Origin of the sequence: Truepera sp., assembly GCA_032027045.1 — a bacterium.
Classification (GTDB): Bacteria; Deinococcota; Deinococci; order Deinococcales; family Trueperaceae; genus JAAYYF01.
Genome location: JAVSMU010000001.1, coordinates 1,482,936 through 1,499,468 on the forward strand (window position 1 = coordinate 1,482,936; position 16,533 = coordinate 1,499,468).

The 16,533-nt window shown below is 66.3% G+C and carries 14 protein-coding genes and 2 tRNA genes; 8 read left to right on the forward strand and 8 right to left on the reverse strand.

Annotated elements, in window-relative coordinates; translation table 11 throughout:
• Positions 1–243: 243 nt before the first annotated feature.
• Both ROY82_06830 and ROY82_06835 read right to left on the reverse strand, forming a co-directional pair.
• The gene (locus ROY82_06830; GenBank protein ID MDT3682173.1) at positions 244–1,119 is read right to left on the reverse strand and encodes a dihydrodipicolinate synthase family protein; all 876 of its coding nucleotides are present in this window, start codon (positions 1,117–1,119) and stop codon (positions 244–246) included.
• The gene (locus tag ROY82_06835; GenBank protein ID MDT3682174.1) at positions 1,119–1,502 is read right to left on the reverse strand and encodes a hypothetical protein; all 384 of its coding nucleotides are present in this window, start codon (positions 1,500–1,502) and stop codon (positions 1,119–1,121) included. Before ROY82_06835 ends, ROY82_06830 begins: the two co-directional genes overlap by 1 nt.
• A 992-nt stretch (positions 1,503–2,494) precedes the next feature.
• On the opposite strand from ROY82_06835, the gene ROY82_06840 reads away from it, so the two are divergent.
• Together ROY82_06840 and ROY82_06845 are read left to right on the forward strand one after the other, a co-directional pair.
• Positions 2,495–3,397, forward strand: a complete 903-nt coding sequence (locus ROY82_06840) for a hypothetical protein (protein ID MDT3682175.1) — start codon at positions 2,495–2,497, stop codon at positions 3,395–3,397.
• Between the two features lie 31 nt (positions 3,398–3,428).
• Positions 3,429–3,908 carry an arsenate reductase ArsC gene (locus tag ROY82_06845; protein MDT3682176.1) on the forward strand — a complete coding sequence of 160 codons (480 nt, stop codon included), beginning with the start codon at positions 3,429–3,431 and terminating at the stop codon, positions 3,906–3,908.
• 109 nt (positions 3,909–4,017) lie between these two features.
• Here the strand turns inward: ROY82_06845 and ROY82_06850 are convergent, their stop codons facing one another.
• Complete coding sequence (locus ROY82_06850) at positions 4,018–5,052, reverse strand: AI-2E family transporter (protein ID MDT3682177.1); 1,035 nt, start codon at positions 5,050–5,052, stop codon at positions 4,018–4,020.
• Positions 5,053–5,174: 122 nt separating this feature from the next.
• Entirely contained in the window at positions 5,175–7,034 is a 1,860-nt protein-coding gene (locus ROY82_06855) for a DUF2075 domain-containing protein (protein MDT3682178.1), read from the reverse strand.
• Between the two features lie 96 nt (positions 7,035–7,130).
• Between ROY82_06855 and ROY82_06860 the strand changes: the two genes are divergently transcribed.
• From ROY82_06860 to clpX, 6 genes are all read left to right on the forward strand, one after another.
• Positions 7,131–8,321 (forward strand): MFS transporter, encoded by a 1,191-nt coding sequence (locus tag ROY82_06860; protein MDT3682179.1) that lies wholly within the window; start codon positions 7,131–7,133, stop codon positions 8,319–8,321.
• 101 nt (positions 8,322–8,422) lie between these two features.
• Positions 8,423–8,499 (forward strand) — tRNA-His (locus tag ROY82_06865).
• Positions 8,500–8,607: 108 nt separating this feature from the next.
• Positions 8,608–8,691, forward strand: a tRNA-Leu gene (locus ROY82_06870).
• 121 nt (positions 8,692–8,812) lie between these two features.
• Positions 8,813–10,204 (forward strand): trigger factor, encoded by a 1,392-nt coding sequence (gene tig / locus ROY82_06875; protein MDT3682180.1) that lies wholly within the window; start codon positions 8,813–8,815, stop codon positions 10,202–10,204.
• Between the two features lie 262 nt (positions 10,205–10,466).
• Positions 10,467–11,084, forward strand: coding sequence for an ATP-dependent Clp protease proteolytic subunit (locus ROY82_06880; GenBank protein ID MDT3682181.1), 618 nt, complete (start codon positions 10,467–10,469; stop codon positions 11,082–11,084).
• Positions 11,084–12,283: an ATP-dependent Clp protease ATP-binding subunit ClpX gene (gene clpX, locus ROY82_06885; GenBank protein ID MDT3682182.1), complete on the forward strand. Its 1,200-nt coding sequence runs from the start codon at positions 11,084–11,086 to the stop codon at positions 12,281–12,283. The genes ROY82_06880 and clpX overlap by 1 nt, the downstream gene beginning before the upstream one ends.
• 2 nt (positions 12,284–12,285) lie before the next feature.
• On the opposite strand, the gene ROY82_06890 is transcribed toward clpX, so the two are convergent.
• The 4 genes from ROY82_06890 to rho form a co-directional block, all read right to left on the reverse strand.
• Entirely contained in the window at positions 12,286–13,464 is a 1,179-nt protein-coding gene (locus tag ROY82_06890; protein MDT3682183.1) for a cysteine desulfurase family protein, read from the reverse strand.
• Positions 13,465–13,475: 11 nt separating this feature from the next.
• Positions 13,476–13,925 (reverse strand): Rrf2 family transcriptional regulator, encoded by a 450-nt coding sequence (locus ROY82_06895; GenBank protein MDT3682184.1) that lies wholly within the window; start codon positions 13,923–13,925, stop codon positions 13,476–13,478.
• Between the two features lie 237 nt (positions 13,926–14,162).
• On the reverse strand, positions 14,163–14,750 hold the full coding sequence (locus ROY82_06900; protein MDT3682185.1) for a M23 family metallopeptidase: 588 nt from the start codon (positions 14,748–14,750) through the stop codon (positions 14,163–14,165).
• Positions 14,750–15,997, reverse strand: coding sequence for a transcription termination factor Rho (rho, locus tag ROY82_06905; GenBank protein MDT3682186.1), 1,248 nt, complete (start codon positions 15,995–15,997; stop codon positions 14,750–14,752). Before rho ends, ROY82_06900 begins: the two co-directional genes overlap by 1 nt.
• Between the last annotated feature and the right edge of the window lie 536 nt (positions 15,998–16,533).

Below are 16,533 nucleotides of genomic sequence, written 5' to 3' on the forward strand. Positions count from 1 at the left end.
GAAGCCAGCCTCGGCCGCCTGTACGTGACGGTTGGCGTCGACGTTTCGGTGCATGTTGCTCACAGCAATGCAGGGGAGTCATAGCGCTCTCGATCAGGAACCTGGCCTAGGCTCCAAGCCCAACGTGCCGCCAGTGGTGTGAAATGCAAAGTCGCGCCCACAGGGAGCAGGGCGTACGGAGCTGCTGCAGGAACGCCCGCATCTCCATGCTGATCGCGCCGCCAGCATTGAGCCACGGCTTCATCACATCGCCTCCAAATCGGTGAGGATCGGCGCGAGCGCCTGCTCGACCCGCGCGCGCTCGTCGTCGCTCAGGTCGGCGAGCGGCGTGCGGACTGGGCCGAGGTCGACGCCGCGCAGCCGTATCGCGGTGCGCGTCGCCATCAGGTAGGGGTGCGCACCGAATAGCTTGCGCAGGGTGTGGATGCGCTCAGCCCAAGGCGCGAGGTCAACGCCATCTTCGAAGGCCCGGGTCGCGCCCACCACCACGTCGGGGAAGGTGTTAGCCATACCTGAGGCGATCCCCGAGGCGCCGGCCTCCAACCCTTCGAGCAGCGTGGTGTCGCTGCCCATCAGGAAGTCGAGGTAGGGGACCGCCACTCGGACCGCCCGCAGGTACGAAAGGTCCTGCGAGCTGTCCTTGATGCCGACGCACACCCCCTCGACCGCGAGCGCCGTGACGGTGGCGACGGGGATGCTGAAGCGAGTGTAGCGCGGGATGTTGTAGAGGTAGATCGGCCCGCCGAAGGCGTCGGCGACGCGACGCGCTAGCTCGGCGAAGGCCGGCTCGGTGATTGGGAAGTAGTAGGGGGGCAGCAGCGACACGTCGCTGGCGCCGACGCGTGCCGCGTGGGCTGCCAGCCTCAGGACTTCGTGGGCGACGGTGCCGCCGACGTTGGCGACCACCCGTCGTCCTTGCGCGGCAGCGACGTGCGCCTCGAGTACATGTTCGCGCTCATCGACCGCCAGCGAGGCGAACTCGCCGTTAGTCCCGAGCGCTAGGAAGCCATCGACGCCATGGCCGATCAGAAAGGCCAGGTAGTCAGGTAGGCGCTCGAGCGCGAGGCTGCCGTCGGGTCCAAACGGCGTCAAGGTGGCAGCGAGGACGGGGTGCTTCACTATGCGGCCTCCGGTCCGCGCATGCGACGCAGGTAGTAGTCCCGGTCGTCGCTCCGGACCCACCGGTCGAGCCTGATGCCCCCCAGGCGCGCGGGCAGGCCCCCGACGAGTAACGCGGTCGGTTCGTCGAAGATAATCACGGTATGCAGATCGTGACACTGGTTGGCCGGCTTGTCTCGGAAGAATCCGGTATCGACGTTCGCCGGCGGGTAGACGGTATTGACATTCACGCCGGTGCCGCAGGCATCGACCACAATGGCGTATGTGAACGTCTCCAGCGCCGCTTTCCGGCAGCAGAGCGAGGAGGCGACGATGAACCATCGCTTGGAGCTGCGCCCCAACCATTTGTTGGTGCCTGCGTAGTACGTGTCCTGCGCGTCCAACTAGCCATGGTTCTCCGCCTCAAACTCCCCCTACAATTCCTGCTCCTCATTGGCCTACTCGTGCGTCACCAAGCTGCGCCTCGGTGAGTATCAAACCATCTTGCGCTACATTAGCCGAGGACGCCTTGGGTCTGAGCATTATGGTGACTAAGTCGTTACGCATCCAAATCTAGAGCGCCCCCGAAGGTTGCACTTTCAGGGCGACCTCTTCCAGGCCGTTAGTGGCGCGCACCGGCCACCAGGCTGGTTGCGCGATGGCCAGCCGCGAGGCGACCACCTTGGTCTCGGATTGCGGGCCCTGACTCTTGTCGGAGTTCCATACGTGTTGCTCTGGGTGACCAACTCGGCATTGTACGAGCCGATGGCCGATTCCCTGAAGGAGTAGCATGTAGAAGAGTCACCCCGCCAGTCCGCGCTGGGTACCTGTCGGGTACCAATGGGCCCAAGCTGGCCGTTATGGCCCTATCTCAATCGAACTTCAACTCCAGGTTAGTGCGTCTAGAACGATGCATTCGTACCCATAGAGCCTGAACCTGAGCATAGAACTAATAAGCGGTAGGCCGAGGGTTCGAATCCTTCCTGGTGCACCAATTCCCCGAGGCGCGGGCTCTTCGAAATGCTCTAGAGCTCGCCACTCGTCCGACTGGACGTCGCGCATGGCCCGGGCGAACAAGAAGGAATGCTTCACGGTTCAGGCAACTACTACTCGTTCAGTCCTCGGTGAACAACGCGCCACCATCGATACGCGAAAGGTCCACTCACGACTGTTGATCTACGGGCGGCGCCCGGCGCGCGCCCCTGGGAGCGGCAATCACCCCTGAGCAAGCCTGCGCCGCCAATGGGGTGCCTTGGACCCATTTGTATCAACTATGGCGCCCTACTGAGCAGTCCAGGATCGTATCGCCACCATATGCCATAGTTACACTGTAACGATCCTCTTGACAACGGAACCCTGAGAAGCGCACTATATGCACCGAAACGGAGGAAATGGAATGGCTTCACGCCCAGTGGACGCCCTCATCCGCCACTTTGCCGCACCAGCAAGACTCGCGCGGCTCACCCTTCTAGGCTGCTTCCTTGCGCTGGGCTTTGCCCACGCCGCTGCAGACGTCAGCGTCGAGTTCATGAACGGCGCTCTCACGGCTCCGCAGACCTTCGCGGGCACCGGGTACCATTCCATCGCACTGGTCAACAGCAGCGACCAGCTCGCCACTTTCAGTTTGGTTCGCCTACATCCTGGGACGAGCCTGGGTGACTACACGAAGGCGAACGATGCCCTCAACCAAACCAAAGACGGCGACGGCGACGCCGCGGTGGCAGCCACGAAGGCGCTGTTGGCGCTAGCCGACGCCCTAAGCGGCACGGACGTGAAGCCGCACGCCGAGATCACCATGTACACCGACCTCCAAGCCGGGACGTACGTCGCTTCAGCCCTCCCCGCTGACGAGCAAGGACCCACGGGTCCGACGGTCTACGCTCTGTTCATGGTCACGGAGTCAGGCAGCCCAGCGGCAGCACCCGAGACCCCTTACGTCGTGCACTTCTCGGACTTCGCCTACGACTTCCCGGCCACTATCGAGGCGGGCACGAACCTCTGGCAGATCAGCAACACGGGCGAACAGCCTCATATCGCGGTCTTCTTCAAGCTCCTACCCGGCAAGACGCAGTCCGACCTGGTGGCGGGCCTGAGCGACGAGACGGGCGAGAGCGGCCCACCACCCTTCGATACCGATATGGTCTTCGAATTGGAGGCACTGTCCGCGGGCCAGACCGTCTACCTGCCGCTCGACTTCGCGCCGGGCAACTGGGTGGCCGTCTGCTTCGTGCAGGACCTGGACGATCCAGAAGTGATGCACGCCATGGAGGGAATGATCCAGGAGTTCGCGGTCAACTGAGCCGGTCGACTTACACGCGGCGAAGATGGCCGTGAACGTCCTGTTCCTCTGCAGCGGCAACTCCTGTCGCTCGATCATCGCTGAGGCAGTGTTCAACCACCTTGCCCCCGCCGGTTGGAAGGCGATGAGCGCCGGCAGCCAACCGACGGGGCAGGTGCATCCGCGCACGCTGGCCTTGCTGGAACGCTCGGGAATTGCGACCGAGGGTCTGCGAAGCAAGTCCTGGGAAGGTCTACCTGAGGCGCCGGACATCGTCATCACTGTTTGTTCCAGCGCCGCTGGCGAGGCCTGCCCCTCCTATCTAGGACCGGTGCCGCGCGCGAACTGGGAAGTGGAAGACCCGGCGCGCGTGACGGGCGCCGATGCAGAGATCGACGCCGCGTTCGCCAGCGCCTACCTCGTCCTTCGGGCGCGCATCGAAGCCTTCCTGACCCTGCCCCTGCGCGAACTCTCGCACGACCGCGAACTGCTGAAGACCGAGCTCGATCGCGTTGGCACGCTTCTCGGTTGATCGGCCTCTCGACTGCCGAAGAACACAACTGTTTGTCCGTTCACAGCCTGCCTGTCGCAGAAATCCGTCCAGGAGATCAACTCGTGACCCAAGGCGAAGTCTCCCGAAACTAAACTCCGTCGGCTTGCTTGTTGAGAACACCCCGCACGTACAGGTGTCTGACCAGCAGCAGGATGACGGCCGCCAGCGGGGTGGCCACAAGTACCCCTAAGAAACCGAACAGTTTGCCCATCACTATCAGCGCTAGCACGAGTATGGCCGGGGGGATCTGCACGGCGCGGCGCTGCACCAGCGGCTGGATCACGTTGCCTTCGAGCTGCTGAACCACGAGGAAGGCCACGGCGGCCCACACCCCCGTCCATACCCCGTTCGTGAACCCGATGAGTACTGCCGGGATGGCGGCCATTAGCGGTCCGAAGAACGGAATGAGGTCGAGCAGGCCGGCGATGATCCCAAGCGCCAGCGGAAATGGCACGCCGGCCAGCGTGAGGCCGACTGCCGTGAACACCGCGACGAAGAACATGGCGATCGACTGTCCGATGAGCCACGCCTGCAGGGTGGCGATCACTTCACCAAGTAGCGTCTTGACGCGCCCCTCGAACTCGCTTGGCACGAGGCGCAGTAGACCGCGCTGGTACGCCCCGGGCGTTGCCGCCAGGAAGACCCCGATCACCACGATGAAGACCGCGTCGGCAATGCTGCTGACCGTTATGGACACGGTGCTACCGACCCCAGCGAACACGCTGCCCGCTTCACCCGATAGGGCCGCCGTGTCGGGCAGGCTCGTCAGCAGGGTATTGCCCCACGAGGTGCGCTCGAGCGCGGCCCTCAGGTCACCCAGCAGCGTGGGCAACCTGACGAACAACTCGTTCAACTGTGCTATCACCGACGGCAGGAAGAGCAAGCCTCCCAGAACGACGGCGCCGGTGAGCACCGCGATGGTCACGAACAGGGACCACCCGTGCGGCAAGCGGGTGACGCGGCGCACGCCTCCGGCACAGGCGTCGAAGAAGACGGCGACGATGAAGCCCGCGAAGCCGATCAGCATTACGTCCCGGATCTGCCACGCCAGCAGTAGCAGCACTATGCTTGCCAGCGAGACGCCGACGGTATAGAGGACACGCCGCTGGAAGTTCAGCCTCATCCGCTCCTTACGCCAACCCGGCGGTGCGCAAGTCTACGCTCTGCCGGGGCCGGCGCTTGGGTCGCATGCACGGCACACGCCTTCCAAGCCACTAACTCCGCTCCTTACAACCCCTCGCAACGCTAGAGGCTCTGGCGGAAGTACTCGTTCGTCTCCTCGTCGGGGCTCCACACGAAGCAGCCCTTGGCTCCTCGCGACATCAGCGTGCGGTAAGTGTTCTTGACGATCTCGTCGGCCGCTCTCATCGCTGCGGCGGGATCCTGCTTGTAGCGCTTCTTGAAGCCCCTCAGCGTAGAGTCCTGCGGGGAACGGGCGAAACCGTCCGTCACCACCTCACCACCGCGGACGAGGAAGTCGGGGCCGACGATGACTCCGACGTAATCGAGCTCCAGCCCCTGGCAGGTGTGGATGCAGCCGACCTGCTCCACGGAGTTGGGTTGCAAGATCCAGAGGCTCCCGTCTACGTCCAGATTCCACTGAGCGTGGAAACCGTGCTCGGGGAACTCGATGTCGAACGCCTCTGGGTCCTTCTTGCTGCGCCAGTCCCAGCAGTAGCCCGCTACCATCCGCGACTTGTTGTTGGCGAGGTTCTCGGTGACGATCAGCTCACGCAACTCCGCCGGCGAGTCGACGACCCGGAAGTCGTAGTCGCTGCCCGCCAGGTGCGTGTTGGCGGTGCGCCGCACCCACAGCGTGTGATCCAGCCAGGCAAGGTAACCATCCGAGCCGTTGCAGCGGAACTGCGACTCGAGCTTCCCGTAGGTCAGGCACGCGCCCGCCGCTTGCGCCCACATCTCGATCTCTCCAACGCGACCGATGTCGTCGAGCGCTATGCGTTGCGACTCGTCGATGAAGAACACGGAGCACCGGGCCGCGTCGATGATCTCCTTGACCTGATTCTCGCCCCGGTTCTTGAACATGCCCGACTTGGCGTTGAGGCGGTGCGCCTCGTCTACTACCAGCGTCTGGAACGTGTCGGGCCCGGCGTCGTGATACGCGCCTGAGCCCTTGAACAGGTTGTTGATGCGCGTCTTGCGCAGGCTGCCCGACAACTTCGAGGCATAAACGGCGCGAGGCGCGGCGTTCTTCGTGACGTACTGCACGACCTGGCCCCTGTTCGTCAGCTCGACCAGCAGGTTGATGGCCACCACCGATTTCCCCGTACCCGGACCACCCTCGACGATGTAGACCTGCTTCTGCCCCGTGCTTCCTTGCTCGGCGAGGTCGAGCGCGGTCTCGTAAACCACCTTCTGATCGTCTATCAGCCGGAACTCGGGCCGGCCGGCCAGCAGTTCCGCGAGGTGATCCGCCAGCGACTTCGACGGTCGGATCCGCCCGTTCTCTATCCGGTAGAGGAGCTCCTTGTCGTCGCCGTAATGGACGAAGCGCTGGATGAAGCGTTGCAGCTTGAACACGTCGTCTCGCAGAAAGACGGGCGCCTTGCTCGTCCACGGCTCGTAGAACGGCAGTTTCAGGGCGGGCGAGTTGCTGTTGTGTAGGTAGGCGCACGCCTGAAGCGTGACGTCATCGTCCTGAACGGTCGCGTTGTAATCCTGCAGCAGCTCGGCGTACGTCCAGGCCTGGTAAGAGGGGTGCGCCATCTCCCTGACGGCGCCGCCCACGAACGTGGCGACCACGCCGTCCTTGGCGGTGCAGGCAACGTCGGTCCACTGCTTGAGCTCGACGATCACGGCGGTCTCCGGGCGGAGCGGCGCGCGGCCCTGTCCGGCGATGATGAAGTCGATGCGCTTAGCCGTCTGCGGGATGGTGAACTCGATGGCAACCCCCGCGTCGTCGGGAATGGTCGGCACGTCCAGCACGTTCTTCATGAACTGCAGCGAGTTGTTCCAGGCGGCCACCTCGGAACCCGAAACGGTCCTGCGGCCGGCCCGAGCGCCGAACCCTTCCTGCACCTTCGCCACGATCAGGTTCGAGTTGACGTGGTCGATGAACTCGGTCTTGGAAGCGGTGTAGACGAGCATCGTCGGTTCCCCCGGTGAAGCGCGAACTGGTCGCTCGCCCGGAGTATACGGCCCGCCGAACTCCCGCGGCTGCGCTAGGGCGTTAAGCTGGCCCGCGTGCAGGCAACCACCGTCCGCTCGAGGCTCCTACTGACCGGCACGTCCCTCACGGCGCTGCTGTTCCTCGCTCACTTCTTCAACGACTTCTTCTCCGGAACCCTCGCGGCCCTCCTGCCTACACTGCAGTTGCGCTTCGGCGTCGGCGAAGTGACGCTGGCCTTGTTCGTCGCCACACTCTCGTTCAGTTCGTCGGTGCTGCAGCCGCTGTTCGGAGCGGTGGCCGATCGCCTCGGTAGGCGGCTGGTGGCCGCGCTGGGCGTCGCCACCTCGTCGGCGGTGCTGAGCCTCATCGCCATCGTGCCCTCCCCCACCCTGCTGGTCCCCCTGCTCCTCATCGGGGGCCTCGGCTCCGCGGCGTTCCACCCTGCCGCTACCACCATCGCGAGGCAAGCCGCCGGCAAGAAGCGGGGCCTGGCCCTTGGCGTGTTCAGCGCCGGCGGCACCGTAGGCATGGCGTTCGGACCGCTGGTCATCGGGGCGTTCATCATCGGCGGCGGGTTGAGCTACACACCGCTACTGATGATCCCGGGCATCGTGTTGGGTGCGCTGCTTTATCTGCTGCTCCCTCCCGTCGCGCCTCAGAACGGCGCCAACCGCGCCAAGCTCTTCGACCTGGAGCTCTTCAAGGGGCCCGTGGGACGGCTCTGCCTGGCCGGCGTGCTGCGCTCCATCTCCTGGATTGCCATCATCAACGGCGCGCCCCTATGGCTCGTGCACTCGAAGGGCCTATCCGCCACCAGCCCGATCGTCTTCTGGACCATCACCGTCTTCACGCTCTCCGGGGCCGCCGGAGGCATCCTGGCGGGGCTGATCGAGCACCGCTTGTCCCGCCAGGCACTGGTAACCGGAAGCATGCTCCTCGCCACCCTTCCGCTCGCGCTCTTCCTCGTGAGCACGCCCGGAACCGTGCCCTACTTCCTGGCGCTAGTGCTATCCGGTGTGTTCGTCAACGGTGGACTACCCATCATGGTGGTCGCCGCGCAGGACGCGGCGCCTCACGCCGTGGCAACGGCGTCGGGCATGATGATGGGCCTAACGTGGGGGACGGCCGGCGTGCTCTACCTTGGCGTCGGCGCGCTCCAGAACGCCATCGGGATGAACGCGGCCATGTGGCTGAGCCTCATACCGTTGGTCCCGGGCGCCCTCGTCGCGTACCGCGTCCTACGGGCGCGGCCCGCCGCGGGCTGATAAGCACGCCCCCTGCATCGGCCGGGGTAGCCAAAAGGCACCCTGGCGCGGTAAAGTTCCGTTCGGCCTGGCGAGATAGTAGGCTCGTAGGCGCCTGCGTGGTGGGTGTAGCTCAGCTGGTTAGAGCACCGGATTGTGGTTCCGGGTGTCGTGGGTTCAAGTCCCATCATCCACCCCAACCACCGGGATCAGGCCCGGCAGCGAGGGTGGGCCCGCGTCGGCGACCCGCCCTCGCCGTCTGTTCGCGAACGACCGTCGGCCCAGACGGGGCTATGGGCGCCTCCGCGCGAGGATGGCGGAACTGGTAGACGCGCTAGACTTAGGATCTAGTGGCTTTGCCGTGCGGGTTCAAGTCCCGCTCCTCGCACCATCGCGGCAAGCCACGGGCTTGCCGCTCACTTTTGGCGCGCCGTTCCCGCAGTAGTGGCGCGAAGCAGGACTCCGCCCCGGGCGGCCGACCGCTGGGCATCAGCAACGGAACGAGGAGAAGCATGGAAGCCAGACTCGTAGAGAAGCAGGGCGTCAACGTCACGGTGAACGTGCGCGTGGACGCCGCCACGGTGGACGCCGCCTTCGAGCGTGTGCTCACGAACCTCTCCCGCACCGTGAAGGTGCCCGGCTTCCGGCCCGGCAAGACGCCACGGGGCGTGATCGAGAAGCGCGTGGGCGAGGAGGCGATCGGGCAGGAAGTGCGCGACTCGCTGCTCGACGAGTCCTATCCCGCCGCCATGAAGGAACTCGAGCTCTACCCGATAGACGCCCACTTCCACGCCGAGGGCGCCGTGCGCGGCCAGGACTACGAGTACGTCGTACACGCCGACGTCTACCCGGACGTGGAACTTCCACACCTCGCGAACATCACGCTCGAGGCAGAGGCGGCGGTCGTAAGCGACGCCGACGTCGAAGAGGCCATCGGGCGCCTCAAGCTCGAGAACGCCACCCTCGTGCCCGTCGACCGTCCGGTCGAGGACAACGACTGGGTGTTGGTCGCCCACGTGACGGGTGACGACGAGGCGGACGAGGCCTCCACCTTTCCGGTGCACCTGGACCGCGCCGGCGACGAACTCAAGGGACAGCTACTCGGCAAGGTCGTGGGCGACGTGGTCGACGTCGTGCTCACCGATCAGGACGAGGAGGGCAACCCGACGACTTCCAACTTGAAGCTCAGGGTCGTCGACGTCAAGGGCAAGGAGCTGCCGAGCAGCGAAGCCGAGTTGGCCATCCAGCTCGGCTTCGAAGACGCCGGCGAGTTGACCAAGCGCGTCCGGGAGAGCCTCGAGGCCGACGCGCGGCGGACCACGCAGGACGCGCGCCGCGACGAGATCGTCGAGAAGCTGGTGGCGGGCGCCACACTCGACCTGCCCGGTAGCCTGGTGCGCCGCAGGCAGCGCACCCTCCTGCAAGACCTCGCGCACGACCTCAGCCACCAGGGCGTGACCCTGCAGCGCTACCTCGATCGCTTGGAGGAGCGCGGCAAGCGTGAGGAGTTCGAGGCCGAGTTGACGGCGTCGGCCGAGAAGGGCGTGCGCCGCGACCTGGTATTGGAACGCCTCATGGAGCTTCGCGGCACCGAGCTTTCGGACGCCGAGTACCAGGCTGCCCTCAAGCAGCTGGCGCAATCGCGCGGCGTGGACGTCGGGCGCCTGGAGCACGACCTCGGGGAGGATTACCTCGCCAACTACCGCTTCTTCATGCGGCGCGACAAGGCCCTGCGAGACTTCATAGCGGAGCTTAGCGGCGAGGCGGTGCCGGAGCCCGACGAGGACGACCTGTCGGAGGCTGCCGAAGTCGCCGCCGATGCCGCCGACCTGGCCGAGGACGAGACTTACGGCGAGGAGGGCGGCGAGCCCCACGACCACGGTGACGAGGCCCAAGAGAGCTAGCGCCTGGCCCGTCGCAGAGCCTGACCTCTCGCAACGAACGCCTGTCCCCTCGCAGCGCGTGTCCCCTCGCAACGCCTGTCCCCTCGCAACGCCTGTCCCCTCGCAGCGCCTGTCGTCTCGCAAAGCGCCTGGCGGCAAACTCGGCGCTCGCTAGTAACCCGGCGCGGGCGGCCCGTACGGCTACCGCAGCGGTGCCGCGCAGCCCCCGTTGCAGGCCGGCAGACGCCGGCAATGGCGCCGCCGGTGCTACTCTGGACGCATAATGCCGTTGATCCCATACGTCATTGAGCAGACCGGGCGCGGAGAGCGCACCTACGACGTCTTCAGCCGCTTGCTCAAGGAGCGCATCATCTTCCTCGGTTCCGCCATCGATTCCGAGGTCGCCAACGTCGTCACCGCCCAGCTCCTCCTGCTCGACTCGCAGTCGAGCGAGCAGCCCATCAACCTGTTCATAAACAGCCCGGGTGGCGAGGTTTACGCCGGCATGGCCATCTACGACGTCATGCAGTTCATCTCGGCGCCTGTTCACACGAACTGCGTGGGCATCGCCATGTCGATGGGTTCGCTGATCCTCACGGCCGGCGCCAAGGGGCACCGGGTGGCGCTGCCGCACAGCCGCATCATGATTCACGCCGGGTCGGCTGGGTTCCCGCGCTCCAGCCTTCCGGACCTCGAGGTCCAGGCCCGCGAGTTCCAGGACATCAGGGGCATGATGGAGCAGGTCTACGAGACCCACACGGGGGTCTCGATAGAACAGCTCAGGCGCGACATGGACCGCGACTACTTCATGTCACCCAAGCAGGCCCTCGCCTACGGACTCATCGACAGCGTTGTCGAGCCCCGTATCTCCGGCCGCTTCGAAGGCCAGCAGGAACCCTGATGACCGCCACCCACTGCAGCTTCTGCGGGCGCTCGCACACCGAGGTGCGCTTCCTCATCGCCGCCCCGGGCGGCGGGGCACACATCTGCGACCAGTGCGCCGGCCGCGTGCATAACGTGGTGGAGGGCGCGGCCGCCGCGGCAGCACCCGAGTTCCAGCCCCTCACGCGCGCCCCGCGCGAGATCAAGCGAGAGCTGGACGCGTACGTCGTCGAGCAAGAGGCCGCCAAGCGCGCCCTGGCGGTGGCCGTGTACAACCATTCACGGCGCATCGCCAACCCCAACTCGGAGTTGCAGAAGAGCAACGTCCTCCTGATCGGACCGTCGGGCACGGGCAAGACGCTTCTCGCCCAGACGCTGGCCCGAACCCTCGAGGTGCCTTTCGCGATCGCCGACGCCACTACCCTCACCGAGGCCGGTTACGTGGGTGACGACGTCGAGAACATCATCCTGCGGCTCCTGCAGGTGGCCGACTACGACGTGGCCGCGGCCGAGCGCGGCATCATCTACATCGACGAGATCGACAAGATCGGCCGTAAGTCCGAGGGGGCGTCCATCACCCGCGACGTGAGCGGCGAGGGCGTGCAGCAGGCACTGCTGAAGATCATCGAGGGCACCGTCACGCACGTGCCGCCACAGGGCGGCCGCAAGCACCCCCACCAGGAACTTATCGACGTAGACACGAGCAACGTGCTGTTCATCTGCGGCGGCGCCTTCGAGGGCCTCGACGCCATCCTGAAGCGACGCCTGGACATCTCGCCGGTCGGCTTCCAACCCACCAAGGAACCGCAGCCCACGTTCGACTCGGGCGTCTTGCCCGAGGACCTGATGGCGTTCGGTCTGATCCCCGAACTGATAGGACGGATGCCCGTAGTCGTTCAACTCGAGGAACTCAGTCTGGAGGCGCTGGTGGCCGTGCTCACCCAGCCCCGCAACGCGTTGGTGCAGCAGTACAAGGAACTGTTCGGGTTCGACGGCGTGAAGCTGACGTTCTCCGACGCCGCCCTGGTGGAGGTGGCGCGCCGCGCACAGGCCCGCAAGACGGGCGCGCGGGCCCTGCGCTCCGTGCTGGAGCACGCGCTCATGCCGCTTATGTTCGAGGTGCCGGGCAGCGGGATCACGAAACTGCACCTAGACGTCGAGGACCTCGACGACCCGACCAGACTGCTGAGCGCGGCGCCCCAACGCAAGAGCGCCTGAGCCTAGGCCCCGCGGCCGGTGCCGGCAACCCCACGCGCCCCGGCGACCGCTCGGGAGAAACGCTCTGCCGCGTCCGCCACGTGTGAGGCTTGCACCAACCGCCCGTAACTGAACCTCACGCTCGCCTTGGCCTCGGCCTTACCGAGCCCCATCGCCAGCAGCACGTGGCTGGGCTCCACGCTCCCCGCAGCGCACGCCGAGCCTGCGCTGGCGTACACGCCCGCCTCATCCAGGAGCATCAGCAGCGTCTCGCCGTCGGCGCCGGCCACCCTGAGGTTCGTGTGTTTCACGCTGCGCTCGGCTCCCGCCCCGTTCAAGGACACGCCCGGAACGTTCAGGGCGGCGGCTTCGAAGGTGCGCTGCAAGGTGGCGAGCCGCGCGCGCTCCGACTCCCTGCGCTCCGCGGCCAGCGAAGCGGCCACGCCGAAGCCGACTATGGCCGGCACGGCGTGAGTGCCGGGACGGTACCCCCGCTCCTGTTCACCTCCGGCGAGCAGCGGCGCCACCTCGAGGCCTTCGCGCATGATGAGGGCGCCCGCGCCCTTGGGGCCGTAGATCTTGTGGGCCGAAAGGGCCACCAGGTCGGCGCCCAGAGCGCCGAACGAGAACTCCTCCACGCCGTAGCCCTGCACCGCGTCGCAGAGGAACAGGGCGCCGTGCGCATGGGCCAGCTCCGCCAGGGCGGGCGCGTTCGCCAGCACGCCAGTCTCGTTGTTGACGAGCATGCCCGCCACCAGGGCGGTGCCGCCCCTGGTGGCCTGGTCGGCGAGGGCCGCCTCCCACGCCGGGAGCGGCGTGGCGCCGCTTTCGTCCAAAGGCACGTAGCTCACGTCGTGGCCCTCTGCCGCAAGCCGGCGGGCAGCCGACAGCACCGCCGCATGCTCGCCCGCGCTCACGACCAGGCCACCGGCGCCCGCTCTCAACGTCGAGAAGAGGGCCTGGTTGTCCGCCTCGGTCGCGCCCGACGTGAACACGACCTGGCGCGGCCGCACACCGAGCGTTTCGGCAACGCTCTCGCGAGCCGTCTCGACCCCACGCCTGGCGCTCTGCCCTAGACGGTGAACGCTGGACGGGTTGCCGAAGTCATTCCCGAAGTAGGGCAACATGGCCTCCAGCACCGCCTCGTCCAGGGGCGTGGTGGCCGCGTGATCGAAGTAGAGGTTAGGAGGGTCTTGCGGCACGGCGACGTGCTTCAGTTGTCGCGGCCAACGTACTGCGGGAGCGGTTCCATGCCCAGGAGGCGACGCTGCTGCACCAGGTCGGCGAGGGACGTGGACCTCAACACCTGACGCACGGCGCTGTCGACCCTGCGCCAGAGGCTCTCGGTCGAGCACATCCCGACGCGAACGCAGTTCGCCGCGTCGACGATGCAGCTGACGGGCGCCACGCTGCCCTCCAGCAGCTCCACGACCTCGAGCGAATCGATCTCCTCGAGCGGGCGGGCGACGCGGTAACCGCCATGGGCACCGCGCACCGACTCGACGATGCCCGCCTTGCGCAGCACGGCGAAGATCTGTTCGAGGTACTGGTGGCTTAGTAGTTGCCGTTCGGCGACGGTCCTGAGGCTGGTCGGCTCACTGCCGCCGAGAGCGACTTCTACGAGCGCCCTCATACCGTACTGAGCTTTGGTCGATACCCACATGCCGGAACCTCTCAAACGGGCTACTTGCCTGGCCTTACTCTACCGCGAACCCGGCTCGGAAACGTTCCGACATAGTACTCGGGCGTGAAGGGGTCGGCGCTCCCGCGTGCGACGGCCTACGGGCCGTGAGTCCTACGAGAACGTCCTAGACGCCGGGGTTCCCGCGTGCGCAGGGGTCAACGGTGGGCGGCGGTGGCGGGGCTGATCGTGTCGCGGGGGTTTCCGCGTGCGCAGGGGTCAACGCCTTCCCTGCAGGTAAGGGAGCGGGTCGACCGCGCGCCCATCGAAACGCACCTCGAAGTGTAGGTGCGGGCCCGTGGAAGCGCCGGTGCTCCCGACCCGCCCGAGGACGTCACCCTGACGCAGCGCCTGGCCCACGCGCACCAGGACCGTGCTCAGGTGCGCGTAGCGCGTCTCGGTTCCGTCACCATGGTCCAAGGTGACGACGTTGCCGTAGGTGCCCCACCAACCCGCGCGCGTGACGATACCCGTTCGCGCCGCCCTCACGGGGGTGCCCAGCGGCGCTGCCAGGTCGATGCCGGCGTGATAACGGTTGCCGTTGACGCTCACGTTGCGCCACCCGAACCCCGATGACACCTTCCCGATGACGGGGGGCGCGAAGCCGCCGGCGCCCCAATCCAGGTTGGCCAGACCCTCCACCGCGAGCGGTAGGAGTGCGACCTGCTCTTGTCGCAGCCGCTCTCTCACCGCTTCCTGTGGGGCAGTGGGTTCGGCGGCACTTACGACCCCGGAGCCGAATACGAACGCCACCAGGAGGGCGCAGCCGCGGGCCGAGACGCCTCGACGGGTGCGCGCCCCTGGCATCAGCCTTGCGTGAGGGTAGCGAGGAACTCGGCGTTGCTCTTGCTTCGCCCCAACCGGCCGAGCAGCATCTCCATGGCCTCGGCCGGGTCCATGTCGGAGATGACCTTGCGCAGCAGCCACATCTTGGCAAGCACGTCCTCGCCGAGGAGCAGGTCCTCGCGGCGGGTGCCGGACTTCAGGATGTCGATGGCCGGGAAGATCCGCCGCTCCTCGAGGTGCCGGCTCAGGTGCAACTCCATGTTGCCCGTGCCCTTGAATTCCTCGAAGATCACGTCGTCCATGCGCGAGCCGGTCTCGACCAAAGCCGTCGCGAGGATGCTTAGCGAGCCGCCGCCGCGGATGTTGCGGGCGGCGCCGAGGAAACGCTTGGGCCAGTGAAGAGCGTTCGAGTCGAGACCGCCCGAGAGCGTGCGGCCCGTGGCAGGCGTCACGAGGTTGTTAGCCCGCGCCAAGCGCGTGATGGAGTCGAGAAGGATCATGGCGTGACCACCATCCTCGACGATCCTGCGGGCGCGCTCGTGAACGAACTCGGCAACGCGAATGTGATTGCTGGGGGGCTCGTCGAACGTGCTGGCGACGACCTCGACGCCGTGCACCGATTCGCGGAAGTCGGTTACTTCCTCGGGCCGCTCGTCGACGAGCAGCACGATGACCTTGATGTCGGGCTCGTTGGTCACGACGGCGTTGGCTATCTTCTTGAGGAGCGTCGTCTTGCCGGCCTTGGGTGGCGCGACGATCAGGCCCCGCTGACCCCTGCCGATCGGGGCCAGGAGGTCGATGACGCGCGTCGACAGCTCGGTCGCTATCGTCTCGAGCTGGATCCGGGCCTCCGGGAAGGTCGGGGTCAACTCCTCGAAACGCGGACGCTTGGAGGACTGGAACGGGTCTACGCTGTTGACCGCCTCGACGCGGATGAGGGTGCCGTAGCGTTCGTTGTCACGCGGGCGCCGGGCCTTGCCGAGGATCAGGTCGCCCGTGCGCAAGCGGAACTGCTTGATGAGGCCCGCCGACACTATGACGCTACGGGTGTTGTTCTGGAGCAATGACTCCTGCAAGAAGCCGTAACCGTCTGACGATATCTCGAGGTAACCGCGTATCAGGCGCAGCCCCTCGCTTTCGGACGAGCGTTCGAGGATGGCCACCACGAGGTCGTCCTTGCTCATCTGGCGGTAGTCCTCGAGCTGGACTTCTTTGGCCAGCAGGTGCAACTCGGGAAGGATCTTCGAGTGCAGCTCGCGGAAGTTCAGGCCGGGCTTGCGGGCCGGGCGGTTGCGCCGGTTACGGCCACCGCGGCCGCGCGCAGCTTGATCGGCGCCCTCGCTCGCCTCGTCGAACGAGTCATGCCCGTCCGCTTCGTCCTTGGAGTCTTCGACCTGGGTATCGCGTTGGCGCTCGCCGTTGGCGCTCGCTCGTTCCGCCTTGGCACCGCGCCCGGGCCCTCGTGCTGGTGCGGGTGCAGCTTCGCCGGCGCTTTCGTCGGCCGGCTCGCCGGCGGGTCGCACGTCCTCGGACTTCCCGCCCACCTCAGCCTCCGGCTTGGGCGCCGGGCGCTTGGACGCGGCGGCCTTATCCGCCTTCGGCGTCGCCGCTGGTGCTTCCGGGTTCTTGCGTGGCCTGCCACGCTTGCGTGGCGTCTTCGCCTCGGCGGCCTCGCCGCTGTCGTTCGCTACGACCTGGACTTCCTCTTCACTTCTCGGGCTCATCCCATCTCCGTTCCCACTGTTTTCTCGATTCACCGCCGGCTCACAGGGCGCCGGTCACCTGGCATTGATCACTGGTACTC

Bases quoted from the DNA above. Each gene is read 5' to 3' on its own strand.
- ROY82_06850 (MDT3682177.1), bottom strand. From the start codon at position 5,052: ATGAGGCTGAACTTCCAGCGGCGTGTCCTCTATACCGTCGGCGTCTCG.
- ROY82_06855 (MDT3682178.1), bottom strand. From the start codon at position 7,034: ATGCTCGTCTACACCGCTTCCAAGACCGAGTTCATCGACCACGTCAAC.
- clpX (MDT3682182.1), top strand. From the start codon at position 11,084: ATGACCGCCACCCACTGCAGCTTCTGCGGGCGCTCGCACACCGAGGTG.
- tig (MDT3682180.1), top strand. From the start codon at position 8,813: ATGGAAGCCAGACTCGTAGAGAAGCAGGGCGTCAACGTCACGGTGAAC.
- ROY82_06840 (MDT3682175.1), top strand. From the start codon at position 2,495: ATGGCTTCACGCCCAGTGGACGCCCTCATCCGCCACTTTGCCGCACCA.
- ROY82_06880 (MDT3682181.1), top strand. From the start codon at position 10,467: ATGCCGTTGATCCCATACGTCATTGAGCAGACCGGGCGCGGAGAGCGC.
- ROY82_06895 (MDT3682184.1), bottom strand. From the start codon at position 13,925: ATGTGGGTATCGACCAAAGCTCAGTACGGTATGAGGGCGCTCGTAGAA.
- ROY82_06900 (MDT3682185.1), bottom strand. From the start codon at position 14,750: ATGCCAGGGGCGCGCACCCGTCGAGGCGTCTCGGCCCGCGGCTGCGCC.